At 65.3% G+C, this 17999-nt stretch carries 16 protein-coding genes; 13 read left to right on the forward strand and 3 right to left on the reverse strand.

Features of this window, described 5'->3' with window-relative positions; all coding sequences use genetic code 11:
* Positions 1–10 precede the first annotated feature (10 nt).
* The 11 genes from I6F24_RS07795 (at position 11) to I6F24_RS07845 (ending at position 11418) form a co-directional block, all read left to right on the forward strand.
* The gene (locus I6F24_RS07795) at positions 11–763 is read left to right on the forward strand and encodes a pyridoxine 5'-phosphate synthase (protein WP_057029760.1); all 753 of its coding nucleotides are present in this window, start codon (positions 11–13) and stop codon (positions 761–763) included.
* Positions 760–1179, forward strand: coding sequence for a holo-ACP synthase (acpS, locus tag I6F24_RS07800; protein WP_025036721.1), 420 nt, complete (start codon positions 760–762; stop codon positions 1177–1179). Before I6F24_RS07795 ends, acpS begins: the two co-directional genes overlap by 4 nt.
* A gap of 249 nt (positions 1180–1428) precedes the next feature.
* On the forward strand, positions 1429–2193 hold the full coding sequence (gene lepB, locus I6F24_RS07805) for a signal peptidase I (protein ID WP_036015031.1): 765 nt from the start codon (positions 1429–1431) through the stop codon (positions 2191–2193).
* Positions 2190–3011, forward strand: a complete 822-nt coding sequence (gene rnc / locus I6F24_RS07810; RefSeq protein ID WP_225152473.1) for a ribonuclease III — start codon at positions 2190–2192, stop codon at positions 3009–3011. Before lepB ends, rnc begins: the two co-directional genes overlap by 4 nt.
* Entirely contained in the window at positions 3001–3927 is a 927-nt protein-coding gene (gene era / locus I6F24_RS07815) for a GTPase Era (protein WP_036025516.1), read from the forward strand. Before rnc ends, era begins: the two co-directional genes overlap by 11 nt.
* 21 nt (positions 3928–3948) lie before the next feature.
* Complete coding sequence (locus I6F24_RS07820; RefSeq protein WP_036039208.1) at positions 3949–4329, forward strand: hypothetical protein; 381 nt, start codon at positions 3949–3951, stop codon at positions 4327–4329.
* Between the two features lie 120 nt (positions 4330–4449).
* Entirely contained in the window at positions 4450–5202 is a 753-nt protein-coding gene (recO, locus tag I6F24_RS07825) for a DNA repair protein RecO (protein ID WP_225152475.1), read from the forward strand.
* A gap of 102 nt (positions 5203–5304) precedes the next feature.
* Positions 5305–5589, forward strand: a complete 285-nt coding sequence (locus I6F24_RS07830) for a hypothetical protein (protein WP_036015015.1) — start codon at positions 5305–5307, stop codon at positions 5587–5589.
* Between the two features lie 64 nt (positions 5590–5653).
* Complete coding sequence (gene parC / locus I6F24_RS07835; protein WP_225152477.1) at positions 5654–7912, forward strand: DNA topoisomerase IV subunit A; 2259 nt, start codon at positions 5654–5656, stop codon at positions 7910–7912.
* Between the two features lie 406 nt (positions 7913–8318).
* Entirely contained in the window at positions 8319–9869 is a 1551-nt protein-coding gene (locus tag I6F24_RS07840; RefSeq protein ID WP_109143531.1) for an ABC transporter substrate-binding protein, read from the forward strand.
* Positions 9870–9873: 4 nt separating this feature from the next.
* Complete coding sequence (locus I6F24_RS07845; protein ID WP_225152479.1) at positions 9874–11418, forward strand: GMC family oxidoreductase N-terminal domain-containing protein; 1545 nt, start codon at positions 9874–9876, stop codon at positions 11416–11418.
* 620 nt (positions 11419–12038) lie between these two features.
* On the opposite strand, the gene I6F24_RS07850 is transcribed toward I6F24_RS07845, so the two are convergent.
* The 3 genes from I6F24_RS07850 to I6F24_RS07860 all read right to left on the reverse strand — a co-directional run bounded on the left by I6F24_RS07850 (position 12039) and on the right by I6F24_RS07860 (position 14593).
* Positions 12039–12302 carry a hypothetical protein gene (locus I6F24_RS07850; RefSeq protein ID WP_225152481.1) on the reverse strand — a complete coding sequence of 88 codons (264 nt, stop codon included), beginning with the start codon at positions 12300–12302 and terminating at the stop codon, positions 12039–12041.
* A 90-nt stretch (positions 12303–12392) separates the two neighbouring features.
* A complete protein-coding gene (chrA, locus tag I6F24_RS07855; protein WP_225152483.1) occupies positions 12393–13775 on the reverse strand; it encodes a chromate efflux transporter in 1383 nt (460 codons plus the stop codon).
* The gene (locus I6F24_RS07860) at positions 13775–14593 is read right to left on the reverse strand and encodes a chromate resistance protein ChrB domain-containing protein (protein ID WP_036025495.1); all 819 of its coding nucleotides are present in this window, start codon (positions 14591–14593) and stop codon (positions 13775–13777) included. The genes chrA and I6F24_RS07860 overlap by 1 nt, the downstream gene beginning before the upstream one ends.
* 194 nt (positions 14594–14787) lie before the next feature.
* Here I6F24_RS07860 and dmeF point away from each other — a divergent pair, with 194 nt between their 5' ends.
* Both dmeF and I6F24_RS07870 read left to right on the forward strand, forming a co-directional pair.
* Positions 14788–15747, forward strand: a complete 960-nt coding sequence (gene dmeF, locus I6F24_RS07865) for a CDF family Co(II)/Ni(II) efflux transporter DmeF (protein ID WP_036014991.1) — start codon at positions 14788–14790, stop codon at positions 15745–15747.
* A gap of 288 nt (positions 15748–16035) precedes the next feature.
* Entirely contained in the window at positions 16036–17868 is a 1833-nt protein-coding gene (locus I6F24_RS07870; protein ID WP_036025493.1) for a tetratricopeptide repeat protein, read from the forward strand.
* The last annotated feature ends 131 nt before the right edge of the window (positions 17869–17999 follow it).

Below are 17999 nucleotides of genomic sequence, written 5' to 3' on the forward strand. Positions count from 1 at the left end.
GAGTTCTGAAATGCCCGCACCTCCGCTCCGCCTCGGCGTCAATATCGATCACGTCGCAACCGTGCGTAACGCGCGCGGCGGCCGCCATCCCGATCCGGTGCGCGCCGCGCTGCTCGCGATCGAGGCCGGCGCCGACGGCATCACCGCACATTTGCGCGAGGACCGCCGGCACATCCGCGACGAGGACATGGCGCGCCTGAAGGCGGAGATCTCCAAGCCGCTCAATTTCGAGATGGCCGCGACGGACGACATGATGCGGATCTCGCTCGCCACCAAGCCGCACGCGGTGTGCCTGGTGCCGGAGCGGCGCCAGGAGGTAACGACCGAAGGCGGGTTGGACGTGGTCGGCCAGCGCAGCGCGCTCGCGCCCTATATCGCGCGGCTGAGCGAGGCCGGCATCCGCGTCTCGCTGTTCATTGCGGCCGATCCCGCCCAGATCGAGATGGCGGCACGGCTGCGCGCCCCTGTGATCGAGATCCACACCGGTGCCTGGTGCGATGCCGTCGTCGATGGCCACACTGACAAGGCCGAGGCTGAATGGCAGCGGATCGTGGCCGGGGTGAAGCTGGCGAAGGACGCGGGACTCGAGGTTCACGCCGGCCACGGGCTGGACTATGCGACGGCGGAGAAGATCGCGAGCTTGCCCGAAATCATGGAGCTGAACATCGGCTATTACATGATCGGCGAGGCGCTGTTCGTGGGGCTGGCCGAGACCGTGCGCAGCATGCGCGCGGCGATGGATCGTGGCCGGAGCCGGGCATGATCATCGGCATCGGCTCCGACCTGATCGACATCACCCGCGTCGCCAAGGTGATCGAGCGCCACGGCGAGCGTTTTCTCGACCGCATCTTCACCGCGGCCGAGCGTGCCAAGGCGGAACGGCGCGCCAAGAACGAGAAGATGGTGGTGGCGACCTACGCCAAGCGCTTCGCCGCCAAGGAGGCCTGCTCCAAGGCACTCGGCACCGGCATCAGGCGCGGCGTCTGGTGGCGCGACATGGGGGTGGTCAACCTGCCGGGCGGGCGGCCGACCATGCAGCTGACCGGCGGCGCGCTGGCCCGGCTCCAGGCCCTGACACCGGAGGGGTTCGAGGCGCGGATCGACCTTTCGATCACCGACGACTGGCCGCTGGCGCAGGCTTTTGTCGTCATTTCCGCCGTCCCGCTGCCGAAACCTTGACCGCGGCTCGGGCGTTTTGTGATTTTCTTTATAAATCAATATCTTAATCAGTTTTGATGCGATCCTTGATTGCGTGGCCTCCGACAACCGTCTAAAAGTCCGCGAACGCAAATCAGCCTGGGCGAATTCGGCTTTACGCCGGAATTGGCCCTCACTATCAGAATCAGGACAATCTCCTTGCGCCGCGAACCGGTGGGCCGTTCGCGGGAGGAGGGCGCTCTATGATCGCCGGCCGGAATTGAGAGAGCAATGAGCGTGACTTCGGGAACGAAAACTGAGAGCGGCGTCGGCGAAACGATCCGAGTCGTCATTCATGCTCTCCTGATCGCGCTCGTGATCCGCACCTTCCTGTTTCAGCCCTTCAACATCCCGTCCGGCTCGATGAAGGCGACGCTGCTGGTCGGCGACTATCTGTTCGTCTCGAAATATTCCTACGGCTACAGCCATTACTCGATTCCATTCTCGCCGCCGCTGTTCTCGGGACGGATCTGGGGCTCGGACCCCGCTCGTGGCGACATCGTCGTGTTTCGCCTGCCGAAGGACGATTCCACCGACTACATCAAGCGCGTGATCGGCCTTCCCGGCGACCGTGTCCAGATGCGGGACGGGCTGCTCTACATCAACGATACGCCCGTCGAGCGGCAGCGCATGAGCGAATATGTCGGCGAGGACCCTTGCGGCTCGGAAGGCGGCGGCATCTCCCGGGTGAAGCGCTGGAAGGAGACGCTGCCGAACGGCGTGTCCTATGAGACGCTGGACTGCGCCGACAACGGCTACATGGACAACACCAACGTCTACACCGTCCCGGCCGGCCACTTCTTCATGATGGGTGACAACCGCGACAACTCCACCGATAGCCGCTTTCTCGGCCAGGTCGGCTACGTCCCGCAGGAGCACTTGATCGGCCGCGCCCAGATGATCTTCTTCTCCATCGCTGAAGGCGAGCACGCCTGGATGCTCTGGCGCTGGCCGTGGGCGGTGCGCTGGAATCGGTTCTTCAAAATCGTCCGATGAAAGACGAAGCCAAGGACATCGCGATCCAACCGACCGAGGTGCAAGCCGCTCCCGAGGGCGATGCTGCGGCGAAGGCGCCTGCCAAGAAGAAACGGCCGCGGAGCAGCAAGGCCAAGGGCACGAATGCCAACGCGGCGCTCGAGGCGCGGATCGGCCACAGCTTCGCCGATCCAAATATGCTGATGCAGGCGATCACGCATGTCTCGGCCCTGAAGTCCGGGCGCAAGCGAGGCGACAGCTATCAGCGGCTGGAATTCCTCGGCGACCACGTGCTCGGGCTCGTCGTCTCCGACATGCTCTATCACGCCTTCCCGAACGCCGATGAGGGCGAGCTGTCCAAGCGGCTTGCCGAGCTCGTGCGCAAGGAGAGCTGCGCGGACGTCGCCAAGTCGCTCGGTCTCGTCGACGACATCAAGCTGGGCTCGGTCGGCTCCAGTGCCGATGCCCGCCTGCGCAAATCCATCCTCGGCGACATCTGCGAGGCCGTGATCGGCGCCATCTACCTCGACGGCGGCCATGCGGCGGCAGCCGAATTCGTCAAGCGCAACTGGACCGAGCGGATGCACAAGCCGCGCCGGCCCTTGCGCGATCCCAAGACCGTGCTGCAGGAATGGGCGCAAGGCAAGGGACTGCCGACGCCTGTCTATCGCGAGGTCGAGCGCACTGGCCCGCATCACGATCCGCAGTTCCGTGTCGCCGTCGATCTGCCGGGCCTGGCCCCGGCCGAGGGTGTCGGCGGCAGCAAGCGCGCGGCAGAGAAAGTGGCAGCCTCAGTGATGATCGAACGCGAAGGCGTCGGCGGCAGCAATGACGGTTGAAGCAAGCGGCGGGGCACCCGGCGCGACGCGCTGCGGCTTCGTCGCGCTGATCGGCGCGCCGAATGTCGGCAAGTCGACGCTGGTCAACGCGCTGGTCGGCGCCAAGGTCACGATCGTCTCGCGCAAGGTGCAAACCACGCGCGCGCTGATCCGCGGTATCGTCATCGAGAACAACGCGCAAATTATCCTTGTCGACACGCCCGGCATCTTCTCGCCCAAGCGCCGGCTCGACCGCGCCATGGTCTCGACCGCCTGGAGCGGGGCGCATGATGCCGATCTGGTCTGCGTGCTGCTCGATGCCAAAACGGGCATCGACGAGGAGGCGGAGGCGATCCTCGCCAAGGCCGCCAGCGTCAATCACGACAAGATTCTCGTCATCAACAAGGTCGACCTGGTCCAGCGCGAGAAGCTGCTGGCGCTGGCGCGGGCCGCCAACGAGCGCATGGCGTTCGCAAGGACCTTCATGATCTCGGCGATCTCGGGCGATGGCGTCGACGACATCCGCAAGACGCTCGCGGACATGGTGCCGCCGGGTCCGTTCCTCTACCCCGAGGACCAGATGTCGGACGCGCCGATGCGGCAGCTGGCTGCCGAGATCACCCGCGAGAAGATCTATCAGAAGCTGCACCAGGAATTGCCCTACCAGTCCACGGTCGAGACCGACAAGTGGGAGGAGCGCAAGGACAAGTCTGTGCGGATCGAGCAGACGATCTACGTCGAGCGCGAAAGCCAGCGCAAGATCGTGCTCGGCAAGGGCGGCGCCACCATCAAGTCGATCGGCGCCGACTCGCGGAAAGAGCTGATGCAGATTCTGGACGTGCCGGTGCACCTGTTCCTGTTCGTCAAGGTGCGCGAGAACTGGGGCGACGATCCCGATCGCTATCGCGAGATGGGCCTGGACTTCCCAAAAGAATAACCAAGAAAAGATCGGCATTCGATGAGCCTACCCACCAACGTCCAGCGCTTCGAAGCGCTGCTCTATGCATCGTTGATGCTGGACGCCGTCTCGGTCGCCGTGCAGGACCGCACGCCCAATGCCGCGGTGACCGAGCAGATGATCATGACCGGGACGCTGCTCGCCGGCGGCATGATCCTCCTGCTGCTCTATTTCGTCCGGCTGGCCGCGCATCATCGCAAGAACTGGCCACGCTGGGTGCTGGCGGCGGCCCTCGTGTTGTCGGTGATCTCGCTCGGCCAGATCATCGGCGAGAAGGGCCTGGAGCTCGACAGCGCCATCGAGATCGTCTCCTGCGCGCTGACGACGATGGGCCTGTATTTCTCCTTCAGCGGCGACGCGCGGGACTGGTTCAACGCGTGAGGCGCCGTAGGGTGGATTAGCGAAGCGTAATCCACCTTTGACGTGCACGGGCGATTGGCGGGTTACGCCTTCGGCTAATCCGCCCTACGATTGAACGCCGGAATCCGCTACACTTCCCCTATGGAATGGTCCGACGAAGGCATCGTGCTGGGGGTGCGGCGGCATGGCGAGTCCAGCGCCATTGTCGAGCTGTTGACGCGCGCGCATGGCCGGCATCTCGGCCTCGTCCGCGGTGGCGCCGGCTCGCGGATGCGGCCGCTGCTGCAGCCGGGGAACAGCGTCAGTGCGGTGTGGCGGGCGCGGCTCGACGAGCATCTGGGCACCTACGCAATCGAGGGATTGAAGCTGCGCGCGGCAACGCTGCTGGCATCGTCCCACGGCGTCTACGGCGTCACCCATCTCGCCTCCGTCGCGCGGCTGCTGCCGGAGCGCGATCCGCATGAGGACATCTTTGCGCTGCTCGAGCATTCGCTCGACGATTTCGACGACATCGGCAGCGCGGCCGTGCACCTGATCCATTTCGAGCTGGCGATGCTCGCCGAGCTGGGTTTCGGCCTGGCGCTGGACAATTGCGCGGTGACCGGCGAGACCACGGACCTGATCTATGTCTCCCCGAAATCAGGCGGCGCGGTATCGCGTAGCGCGGGCGAGCCGTGGCGCGACCGGCTGTTGCGGCTGCCGCCGTTCCTGCGCCAGGGCGAAACCGCGGGCGATCTCACCGAGCAGGATCTCCAGGACGGTTTTCGGATCACCGGCCTGTTCCTGCTCCGCCACGTGCTGGAGCCGCGTGGCCAAGGCCATTCCGATGCGCGAGCCGGCTTCATCAACGCCCTGATGCGGCAGCAGGCGAGGGCGGCGATCCCGGCGCAATGACGTAATAGCTGCCCAGCCTTGCCCAGCAGCATGCAGTTCCCTGGAACGAAATCGGCCCGCGCGGACTTGGGGCTTGAGGTTCCACATCGGGGGACAGCCCAAATGTTGATCAGGGGATTCGCCTTGTCCGCGACGCTGCTTGCGTTCGCTCCCGACGCCATGGCTGGCGAGCCGCAGCCCGGGGCGTTTCGCCGGGCCTCGTGCACGGTGGTGCGGTACTATGTGGCGAAATATTCCGCTGCCGCTGCAGAGACATGGGCGCGGTCGCGGGGCGCGACCGACGCCGAGATCGAGGCCGCCCGCCGTTGCCTGACCAATGCGCCGGCGCCTGCGCAAACACCTGGTCCAGCCCCAACCCAGACCGTCACAGCCGGCTGGGCAGGTTAGTACGTCGCCCACAGGGAACCATTCGATCCTTGCCCGATTCGCTTCCACGGTTTAACCGGGCGGCATGGGAAAACGAATCGTTCCGCCGGAAGAACCGGCTGAAATCCACGAGGTGCCGCTGCGTGAGGCGCTGGAAGAGCGCTATCTCGCTTATGCCCTCTCCACCATCATGCACCGTGCGCTGCCGGACGCGCGCGACGGCCTGAAGCCGGTGCACCGGCGCATCCTCTACGGCATGCGCCTGCTCAGGCTCGACCCCGGCACGGCCTTCAAGAAGTCGGCCAAGATCGTCGGCGACGTGATGGGCTCGTTCCATCCGCACGGCGACCAGGCGATCTACGACGCCATGGTCCGCCTCGCGCAGGATTTCTCCTCACGATATCCGCTGGTCGACGGCCAAGGCAATTTCGGCAATATCGACGGCGATAACCCCGCCGCCTACCGCTACACCGAAGCGCGCATGACCGACGTCGCGCGGCTTCTGCTCGAGGGCATCGACGAGGACGGGGTCGAATTCCGCGCCAACTACGACGGCCAGTCGAAAGAGCCCATCGTGCTGCCGGGCGGCTTCCCGAACCTGCTCGCCAACGGCGCGCAGGGCATCGCGGTCGGCATGGCGACCTCGATCCCGCCGCACAACGCCGCCGAGCTGTGCGATGCCGCGCTGCACCTGATCGAGAAGCCCGACGCAAAGTCGAAGGCACTGCTCAAGTGGGTCAAGGGCCCGGATTTCCCGACCGGCGGCATCATCGTCGATTCCAAGCAGGCGATTGCGGAAGCCTACACCACCGGCCGCGGCTCGTTCCGCGTCCGAGCGCGGTGGACGCAGGAGGAGGGCGCACGCGGCACCTGGGCCGTCGTCGTCACCGAGATTCCGTTCCTGGTGCAGAAGTCGCGTCTGATCGAGAAGGTCGCCGAGCTGCTGGACCAGAAGAAGCTGCCGCTGGTCGGCGACATCAGGGACGAATCGGCCGAAGACGTCCGCATCGTGATCGAGCCGAAGTCGAAGAACGTCGATCCGGCGCTGATGATGGAATCGCTGTTCCGCCTCACCGAGCTCGAAAACAAGATTCCGCTGAACCTCAACGTCCTGATCAAGGGGCGCATCCCCAAGGTCGTGGGGCTCGCGGAGTGCTTGCGCGAATGGCTCGACCATCTGCGCGACGTGCTGATCCGCCGCAGCAACTACCGCAAGGCGCAGATCGAGCACCGGCTGGAAGTGCTCGGCGGCTTCCTGATCGCATACCTGAACATCGACAAGGTGATCAGGATCATCCGCACCGAGGACGAGCCGAAGCCTGAGCTGATGAAGGCGTTCAAGCTCACCGAGGTGCAGGCGGAAGCCATCCTCAACATGCGCCTGCGCTCCTTGCGCAAGCTCGAGGAGATGGAGATCCGCACCGAGGACAAGAACCTCCGCGCCGAGCTCAAGGGCATCAATGCGGTGCTCGCCTCCGAAGCCGAGCAGTGGAAGAAGGTCGGCGAGCAGGTCGGCAAGGTCCGCGACATGTTCGGACCGAAGACACCGCTCGGCAAGCGTCGCACCACCTTCGCGGATGCGCCCGAGCACGATCTCGCCGCGATCGAGGAGGCCTTCGTCGAGCGCGAGCCGGTGACGGTGGTCGTCTCCGACAAGGGCTGGATCCGCACCATGAAGGGGCATGTCGAGGATCTCTCGGGCCTTGCCTTCAAGCAGGACGACAAGCTCGGCTTCGCCTTCTTCGCCGAGACGACCTCGAAGCTGCTGCTGTTCGCCACCAACGGCAAGTTCTACTCGCTCGACGTCGCCAAGCTGCCGGGCGGCCGCGGCCATGGCGAGCCGATCCGATTGTTCATCGACCTCGAGCAGGAGGCCGCGCCCGTCGCGCTGTTCGTCAACAAGGGCGGCCGCAAATTCCTGGTCGCCAGCCACGAGGGCCAGGGTTTTGTGGTCAACGAGGACGATTGCGTTGGCACCACCAAGAAGGGCAAGCAGGTCCTCAACGTGGACATGCCGAACGAGGCCCGCGCGATCACCGAGGTGACGGGCGACACCGTCGCCGTCATCGGCGAGAACCGCAAGATGCTGGTCTTCCCGCTCGACCAGGTGCCGGAGATGGCCCGCGGCCGCGGCGTGCGCCTGCAGAAATACAAGGACGGCGGCCTGTCCGACGTTGCGGTATTCGACGCCAAGGCGGGCCTGACCTGGAAGGACTCCGCAGGACGCGAATTCTCGGCGACCATGAAGGAGCTCGCCGAGTGGCACGGCACCCGCGCCGACGCCGGCCGCCTGCCGCCGAAGGGTTTCCCGAAGTCGAACAAGTTCGGTCGGGTGATCGGGTAGGGCACTGGCCCCAACTGTCGCCACAACGACGCTGTCATGCCCCGCCTAGTGCGCAATTGCGCACGGGGGCGGGGCATCCAGGACGCCGCGGCTTCTCCGTATCCATCAGCTGTCTCTGGAATACTGGGTCGCCCGGTCAAGCCGGGCGGGCGACAGCGCGTGTTGTGCTCTCTGCTTCTCCACCGTCATTGCGAGCGCAGCGAAGCAATCCAGAATCCCACCGCGGAAAGACTCTGGATTGCTTCGCTGCGCTCGCAATGACGAGCTGCGACAGCCTCGCTCTCCAACTCTAAGTATGTGCATCCTGCAAACGCGTGGCAGCTAGCTATGAGCGCATACGTGTGGGCACGAACATTGCTTTTTCCTGCTGAACGCAAACGGCTGGTCAAAAGGCAAAAACACCCCAATGCTCAAACTGAAGACTTTCATTCCCGCGCTGTTCGGCCTTGCGCTGGTGGCGGCGCCCGCGCATGCGGCGGGCAATCTCGTCGCGGTGCTCGAGGCGGAGATTGTCACGCTCGATCCGCATTTCTCCACGGCCTATATTTCGCGCACGTTCGGCTACATGGTGTTCGACACGCTGTTTGCGAAGGATGCCAAGGGCGACATCAAGCCGCAAATGGTGCAGGACTGGAAAGTCTCGCCCGATGGCTTGACCTATACGTTCACGCTGCGCGACGGCCTGAAATGGCACGACGGCCAGCCCGTCACGGCAGCCGATTGCGTGGCCTCGCTGCGTCGCTGGGGCACCCGCAGCGCACTCGGCCGCCGCATTTTCGCGATCACGGCTTCGCTCGAGCCGGTCGATGCGAAAACCTTCGTGCTGACGCTGAAGGAGCCGTCCGGCCTCGTCATCGACGCGCTCGGCAATCCCGTCAGCCCGGTCGCTTTCATGATGCCCGAGCGCATCGCGAAGACGCCCGGCGACCAGCGCATCACCGAGATCGTCGGCTCCGGCCCGTTCGTCTACAGCAAGGCCGACCACCGCACCGGCGACCGCATGATCCTGAAGAAGTTCGGCGACTATGTGCCGCGTCCCGAGCCCGCGGACTTCCTGGCCGGCGGCAAGCGCGTCAATGTCGACACGCTCGAGGTCCGCGTCATTCCCGATGGTGCGACTGCCGCCTCTGCGCTGCAGGCCGGCGAAATCGATTTCCTGCAGTACGCGCCGTTCGATCTGCTGCCGCAGCTGGAGAAGAACACGCGCGTCAAGCTCGTCAACTTCACCGGCGGCAACATGTTCGCCGGCGCCTACCGTCTCAACGCGGCCTCGAAGCCGTTCGATGATCCGGAAATCCGCCGCGTGCTGTGGAAGCTGGTCGACCAGCGCGAAGTGCTGGATGCGCTCGGGCTCGACGCCAAATACGCCACGCCTTGCGCGACCTACTTCACCTGCGGCACCACATACGAGAGCAAGGCCGGCACGGAAGCGGCGGCCAAGCCCTCGATCGAAGCGGCGAAGGCTGCGCTGAAGGCGACCAAATATGCCGGCGAGCCCGTCGTCGTGATGCAGGCCAACGACCTCGAAGCCCCGCGCGTTTCGGCGCAGGTGCTCGCCGAGCGGCTGAAGGCGGCCGGCTTCAATGTCGATCTGCAGGTGATGGACTGGGCGAGCGTGCTGGCGCGCCGCGCCAAGAAGGAGGGCTGGAGCGTCTATGGCGTTCACGCCGGCGGCTTTGATCTCGGCTCGCCGCTGACCAATGTCATGGTCGCCTTCAACTGTGCCGACTTCACCGGCTGGCAATGCGATGCGCGTATCACCCCTCTGATGGAAGCCTTCGCCAAGGCGCCGGCCGAGGCGGACCGGAAGAAGATCGCGGGCGAGATCCAGGCGGTCATGTACGATCAGGCGCCCGGAATCCCGTGGGGCCAGTTCGCGCAGCCGGCCGCCTATCGCGCGACTTTGCGCGGTCTGATACCGTCCGCCATCCCGGTGTTCTGGAACGTTGAGAAGTAGCGCGATGCACGATGTCATTGTTGTCGGCGGCGGCTCCGCCGGCGCCGCCGTGGCCGCACGGCTCTCCGAAGATCCCGCACGGCGGGTCCTGCTGCTCGAAGCGGGGCTCGATTGGCGCGCCGACGAGGCGCCCTGGGAGGTGAGGACGCCGAATCCAATCCCGATCATCCACAAGCGCGAGTACCAGGAGAAATGGCAATGGCCGGATCTTCTGACGCGCCGCGTCGCTGGGCAGGAGCCGCGCTTCTACTGGCGCGGCAAGGGGCTCGGCGGCTCGTCGATGATGAACGGCCAGATCGCGATCCGCGGCGTTGCCGATGCGTTCGACGAATGGGCGGCCAATGGCTGCACCGGCTGGTCGGCGAAAGAGGTGATGCCGCTGTTTTCGGTGATCGAGGACGATCTGGAATTCGGCGATGTCGAGGGCCACGGCCGCGGCGGGCCACTGCCGGTCTACCGCGCGCCTTTGCAAAAGTGGGGTCCGATCGACCGCGGCTTGCGCGATGCGGCACTTGCGAGCGGCTATCCCTGGTGCGCCGACGTCAATGGTCCGGACGGCGAGGGCGTTGCGTGCTACCCCATCAACAGCCGCGACTTGCGCCGCATCACCACCAACGAGGGCTATCTCGAGCCCGCGCGCGGGCGCGCCAATCTGGAGATCCGCGGGCATGCGCTGGTCGATCGTGTGCTGATCAGCGACGGACGGGCAACGGGTGTCCGCGTCCATATCCAGGGGCAGGGCACCGACGAGATCAGCGCACGTCAGATCGTGCTGTGCGCCGGCGCCATCCACAGTCCGGCGATCCTGCTGCGCTCGGGCATCGGGCCGGCTGAGGAGTTGAAGGCGATGGGGATCGCGGTCGAGCGCGATCTGCCGGTCGGCCGCCATTTCTTCGATCACCCGCTGTTTCGCGCCACCATACAGCTCCGGGAGGAGCTTCGCCCTACTGATCCCGATACGCGCCACACCAATTGCTGCGTGACCTATTCCTCGGGCCTCGCCAATGGCGGCAAGCGCGACATGATCCTGATCGCCTTCAATCATCGCGGCATCGGGAACCCCGGAGCGATCGGCGCGGGGCTGTTCAACGCCTATTCGCGCGGGACGCTCAAGCTGGCCTCGACCGATCCTGCAATCGATCCGGTCGTCGAGGAGAACATGCTGGCCGATCCGCGCGACATGCTACGCATGATCGATGCGGTGAAACGCCTCGCGGTCATCACATCGCAGCCGGCGCTGTCAGGCATCGCCGACTGGATCAGGCTCGCTGACACGGATCTGACGCTGCCGCAGGCCGCCAGCCTGCCCGATCACGAGCTCGAAGCGGTGCTGCGCCGCGAGACGGGCGACATCCAGCATGCCGCCGGAAGCTGCCGTATGAGCGGCTTGGACGACCCGGATGGCGTGGTCAACCCCGACGGCACCGTGAAAGGGATCGGCGGCCTGCGTGTCGCCGACGCCTCGATCATGCCGTCCGATTGCCGCGCCAACACGCACTTCACGACGGTGGTGATCGGGGAAGCGATCGCGCGGATGATGATGCGGTAGCCGGCAGCCGGGATTCAAGACGCATTGTGTTGAGTCATGCCTGCGTCGCGGAAGATGGGCGAGTGGCGGGACCTAGACTCAATTCAACGTTGCGCGACATCGTTCCTACCAATGTTGAAAGCCTCCGACGAATATCATCAGGAACGTTTGCGCGCGGCTTCGATTGGCATGTCATCGTCAATCGGAGTTTGAACAATGCGAAAGACAATCTTCTCAGTAGCCATGTGTGCGTTGCTTGCTGGCGCGTCGATCGGGTTCGCCCATGCGCAGGCGGGCGGAGGTGCCGGAGGCGGGGCAGGCGCAGGTGGAGCGGGCGGCGCGGGTGCGGGCGCTAGCGCCGGGGCCGGAGGAACCAGCGGCGGAACGAGCGGCGCGGCGGGTGGAACAGGAGCGGGCGATGCAGGTACCGGCAGTTCGACGGGATCCAGCGTAGGCTCCGGCGGCGGCAGTGGCGCAGGTTCCGGCCAGGGCGGTCCTCAGACCATCCGCCCGGGCGGCACAAACGATCCAACCCGACGCTAACAAACGTCGGCGCTTACGACGTGAATAAGGGAAGGCTGCAGGGTTCGACTCAGCAGCTTTCCCGCGGCATCAGCGAGCCGGCCCAAGGTGGAACGGGTCTATGGACTGAACAAGCTGCGGAGAAACCGCTCCTTTTCGCCGGGCGCATAACCTTGAGAAGCGCCGAAATAAGGTTCAGTGGCGCCAGGATAAGCTGAGGTTTCCGGCGGCGGCGCGTAGACGAAGCCCGAAGCTGGACCGGACGGGACCATACCCTGACCGGAATGGACAATCGCGTGCCGCCGGTGTGGATGACGCGCCTGTGCGGCGTCGGCAGCGCCGACCAAGGTGATCAGAAAACTGAAAACCAGAAGGAAACGCATCGCTGTTTCTCCAAACGCCCCCTGCCTAGGTGGCGTTCGGCCGCGGCGTTCCAACTCATCCTGGACTCACGATTAGTCACGTCCCTGGCATCAGATCACCCCGGCCATCCGCAACGCCACGCCCGCCGCGCAGCTGCCCGCCAGCACCGTCAGCATGCCGAGCTTGAACCGGAAGATCGCGGTGGCCGCCGCGATCGCCAGCACCAGCGCCGGCACGTCGACGCTCCTCAGCACCGGCATGTCGAAGTTCAGCGGAAACGCATGCACCGGCACGGTCTCGCGGAACAGGATGTGCAGCGCGAACCAAATCGACAGGTTGAGGATCACGCCGACCACGGCGGCGGTGATCGCGCTGAGCGCGCCGGCGAGGCCCGCGTTGCCGCGCAGGCGCTCGATATAGGGCGCACCGACGAAGATCCAGAGGAAGCAGGGCGTGAAGGTGACCCAGGTCGCGAGCAGGCCGCCGAGCGTGGCCGCGAGCATCGGCGACAGGCCGCTGGGGTCGCGATAGGCCGCCATGAAGCCCACGAATTGCAGCACCATGATCAGCGGGCCCGGCGTGGTCTCGGCCATGCCGAGACCGTCGAGCATCTCATGCGGCTTGAGCCAATGATAATGCTCGACCGCCTGCTGGGCGACATAGGCCAGCACCGCATAGGCGCCGCCGAACGTGACCAGCGCCATCTTCGAGAAGAACAGCGCGATCTGGCTGAATACGTTGGCCTGGCCGAAGGCGATCAGCAGCGCTATCACCGGCACCAGCCAAAGCGCCAGCCACAATGCACCGACGCGGATCGCGCGCGCCGTGTCGGGGCGGACGTGATCCGGTACGGCCTCGCCGAGCATGCTGTCGATCGCTGCGCCGCCGCCATGGCCGTGACCGGCCGGCGCGAATTCCGGACGGCCGCTTCGGGCGCCGGCATAACCGATGAGGCCAGCGGCGATGATGATGATCGGGAAGGGGACCGCGAAGAAGAAGATCGCGACGAAGGCGATGCCTGCGAGCGCGATCATGATGCGGTTCTTCAGCGCGCGCTTGCCGACGCGCACTACCGCCTCGACGACGACGGCGAGCACGGCCGCCTTGAGCCCGAAGAACAGCGCCTCGACGAAGCTGACATTGCCGAAGGCGGCATAGATGTAGCTGAGGCCCATGATGGCGATGATGCCGGGCAGGATGAACAGCCCGCCCGCCATCAGCCCGCCGGCGGTGCGATGCATCAGCCAGCCGACATAGGTCGCGAGCTGCTGCGCCTCAGGTCCCGGCAGCAGCATGCAATAGTTCAGTGCGTGCAGGAAACGGCCTTCGGAGATCCACTTCTTCTCCTCGACCAGGATGCGGTGCATCACCGCGATCTGGCCCGCGGGCCCGCCAAAGCTCAGGCAGGCGACACGGAGCCAGACGCGGAAAGCTTCGTTGAAGCTGATGCCGTGACCGGCACCAGCTCCCGCTTGATCGGCGCGAACGTCCATTACGCCTTCACCTTGTTGGTCGGCCAGTTGTGAGTCTCGGTGGTGGCGTCGCGGCACCAGCGGTAGAAGGCATCATAGAGCAGCATGCCGGCCTCGAGCTGCTCGAGGTCGTCGTCATACATGCGCGACAGCCCGAGCGAGGCCGCGAGCAGGCCGGGCGCCTCCGGCGCGAGGTCGGGTCGCGCGGTGTCGGCGCCGCGCACCAGCGTCGCGAGGCGCAGCAGGGGCGGAGTCGCGATGCCGAACTCCTCGATCATCACGTCGAAGGTGCAGAGCTCGCCGCGGTGGCTCCAGAACACGTTCTCGATGTCGAAGGGCGCTGCGCCGAACCGCTCGCCGACGGCGACCACCTCGGACGGCGCGACATAGAGGAACACTGCGTCCGGATCGACGAAGCGGCGGATCAGCCACGGGCAGGCGATGCGGTCGACCTTCGGCCGCGCCCGCGTCACCCAGACGGTGCGCCCCTTGGCATCCCGCGGCGGCAGCTTGCGGGCGTCGACCAGCGGCAGCTGGGCCGCCTTCCAGCCCTCGAAGCCGCCCTCCAGCGTTTCGGCCTGCGCGCCGAGCTGGCGTAACCAGGCCGCGGTGCCTTGCGCGAGCTTCTCGCCGCGGAGGCAGGAGACTACGGCGCGGCGGCCGGCGAAGGCGCCGCCCCAGTCCGCCACGTTGTCGTGGCCGAGCTTGATGGAGCCGGGAATCAGCCGCCGGTCGGCGGCGAAATCCTGCTCGGTGCGCACATCGATCAGAACAGGCGCATTCGCCGTGCCGATCAGCCGTGCCATTTTGTCGGATGAGATGGTCGTGAATGTAGACATGATGCGTCCTCGAGAACCAAACGGGACGCGATGCTTGGGCCTGTCGCCTCGTGGGGAGATCGCTCAAATCCCCATGGCGCAGATTACAGCGAAACTAAGAAGCACTGTCAATCCGCGGGACGATTGGTCCTTAGAAAATTGGTGCCTGCCGTCTATATTGGAGGCCAACAGAGCTGAATCTTCTGGAGAATTCGATGCATTCCCATTCCATCGAACAATGGACCCATGACCACGCCTTCCTGGGCGAGAAGCACGACGACAACGAGCGCCGCACCTGGTTCGTGGTCGTGCTGACGCTGGTCATGATGGTCGGCGAGATCGTCGCCGGCTCGCTGTTCGGTTCGATGGCGCTGCTCGCCGACGGCTGGCACATGGGCACCCATGCGGCGGCGCTCGGCATTGCCGCCTTCGCCTATCGCTTCGCGCGGCGGCATCTGGGGAATGCGCATTTCACCTTCGGCACCGGCAAGTTCGGCGATCTTGCCGCCTTCGCCAGCGCGATCATCCTCGGCCTGATCGCGGTCGAGATCGCCTATGAGAGCGTGCTGCGCTTGATCAATCCGGTGCCGATCGTCTACGGCGAGGCCATGGCCGTGGCTGCTCTCGGCTTGGGCGTCAATCTCGCCAGCGTGTGGCTGCTGCGCGACAGCCACGATCATCACCACGGCCATGGCCATGCGCATGATGACCACGCCGAGCATGACCACGAGCGCGATCATCACCACCATCAGCACGACAACAACCTCCGCGCGGCCTATGTCCATGTCATGACCGATGCCGCAACCTCGGTGCTGGCGATCGCAGCGCTCGGCCTTGCCATGTATTCCGGCTGGGTCTGGGCCGACCCGGCGGTGGGTCTGATCGGCAGCGCCGTGATCGCGAGCTGGGCATTCGGCCTGATCAAATCATCGGGTGCGGTGCTGCTCGACGTGCGCGCCGACGAGAAGCTGGAGCGGGTGATCCGCGCCCGCATGGAGGTCGGTGAGGATCGCGTCACCGACCTGCATCTCTGGCAGGTCGGCCCCGGCCATTGTGCCGTGCTGCTCTCGGTGGTGTCGGACAAGCCGAAGCAGCCGGCCGTCTACAAGCGGCGGCTCGCCGGGCTGAAGGGCCTCAGCCACGTCACGGTCGAGGTCGAGACCTGCCCGCATTAGCAGTGAGTGAACGTGACTTCGCGCATGACGAGAAGAAGTTTGCGTTTTCATTTTGAGTTGTCGCGAGTGCGACCCACGCGGGCGTTTCGCAAATCGTGATCTGGTTCATAACCGAGCGGCCAGCTGCGCAGTATGGATTGACGTGCGCTCGATGAGGACGTGCGTGCGCTGAGTTCGCAACTGCCGGGCAAGGTCCGGTCAACATCAAGGTAGTGAAGCAGTACCGGCCTTAAGGGCCATTCACCTGAGAGCCCGGTCAGCGGAGGCCGGGCTTCGGAGAGACGAGCAATGGGCCTCGTGCAGCAGGACACCGTGGTCCTCTTGGTCGACCTCGTCGAGTCCGTGCGTCTGATGCGGGAGCATGAGGCGTCCGCGGTGCGTCGATGGACCGACTTCGTCCAACTTGCCACCGGCCAAATTCTGCCGCGTTATCGCGGCGGCCTCGTGAAGAGCCTCGGAGACGGGCTCATGGCCCGCTTCGAATCCGTGCGTGACGCCGTCAATGCCGCCGCCGAAATGCACCGGAGTATCGCCGTTCAGAACACCGGGCGGCCTGAAGATCAACACTTCCAGCTTCGTGCGGGGATCAACTCCTCCACCGCCTGGAGTGACGGCACTGACATCTATGGCACCGGCATCAACCTCGCAGCCCGGCTCGCAACTCTTGCCGGTCCCGGTGAAACCATCGCCAGCGAGGCCGCGCATGAGCAACTGGCGACAGCTCTTGCCAGCCTGGCCAGTCCGGGGGAGACGATTGGCAGCGCTGCGGCGCGCGACGAGCTGACGCACGGAGTGGATGCGCTGTGCGAAGATTTGGGCGACTGTATCCTCAAGCACTTTGACAAGCCGGTTCGCGCCTACCGCGTTGGTCCGGCCAGTCCACACCCAAGCCTCGCAGCTCGGCGAGACTATGGAACTCCCATGGAGCCGACGATCGCCGTCATCCCCTTCGACGCGCGCAAGGACGCGGAGGAGCATCTCGACGTTGGTAACCTGATCGCGGACAGCGTGATCTGGTGCCTCTCCAGATCGGCGAACCTCAAGGTGATCTCGCGTCTGTCGACCAACATATTTCGCGGCAGGGTCAGCGATGTGGCGGAAGTATCGGCGCATCTCGGTGCCACCTACATTCTCAGCGGCAGCTATGTGGTCGATGCGGACCGGATTCTGGTGACGGCGGAGCTGTCCGCGGCGCGAACCAATCAAGTCGTCTGGACCGACCGCCTGAGCGGCAATATCGGCGATCTGCTGCAGCCGGAGAGCGAACTGGCTCACCGCATCGCCGCTGCAGTGCATCTGTCGGTCTTCGATGCCGAGGTCGAGCATATCCTGACCCAGCCGTTACCGACGCTAGAAAGCTACTCGCTGCTGCTTGGCAGCATCCGCCTGATGCACCGGTCGAGCAGGGAGGAGTTTCTCCAGACCCGGACGGTGCTGGAGGAACTGATCAATCGCCACGGCCGAATAGCTGCCCCGCGCGCCTGGCTCGCCAACTGGTACATCCTGCGCATGACGCGCGGCTGGTCCGAGGACCGCAAACGCGAGGCCGCCGAGGCCTTGAGCGCCACTCGCGCGGCGCTCGACCGTGACCCGTCCGACGCGCTTGCGCTTGCGACCGAAGGCTTCGTCTATTGTCACATGTTGAAGGACCTGGACGCTGCCCGAAAGCGGTGCGAGCAGGCCGTCGATGCCAACCCCAGCCACGCGTTGGGCTGGCTCTACCGGGGCACCGTCGACGCCTTCAAAGGCGACGGCGAGGCAGCCGTGGACGCAACGCGGCGCGCTCTGAAACTCTCCCCGCTCGATCCGCAGCGGTATTATTTCGAGTCCCTGGGCGCCACGGCGCTTCTATCGGCGCATCGATACGACGAGGCGGAAGAGCTCGCGCGCTCATCTCTCATTCTCAATCGCATGCATCCGTCTACGTGGCGGGTCCTCGCTATCGCACTCGTTTCGCAGGGACGGGTCGCGGAGGCCCGCGAAGCCTTGGGCAAGATGTGCGAGCTCGAGCCGCATTTGACCCTAGATCGATACATCGGGCGCCTCCCCAATGCGCATCTCGAAACAGGCAGGCACTGGGCTCGCTGCCTCGAAGTGGCAGGACTACCGACGACAGGCTGACTAACCTCATACCGACTTGTTTTCATAAGGAGGCAGGCAATGGCTCAACTAGGCGGGGCGGGAGGAGCAGGCGGCGCAGGTGGTGCTGGCGGAGCCGGCGGCGCAGGGGGGGCAGGAGGTGCAGGCGGAGC

The organism is Bradyrhizobium sp. BRP23, from assembly GCF_020194135.1.
Classification (GTDB): Bacteria; Pseudomonadota; Alphaproteobacteria; order Rhizobiales; family Xanthobacteraceae; genus Bradyrhizobium; species Bradyrhizobium yuanmingense.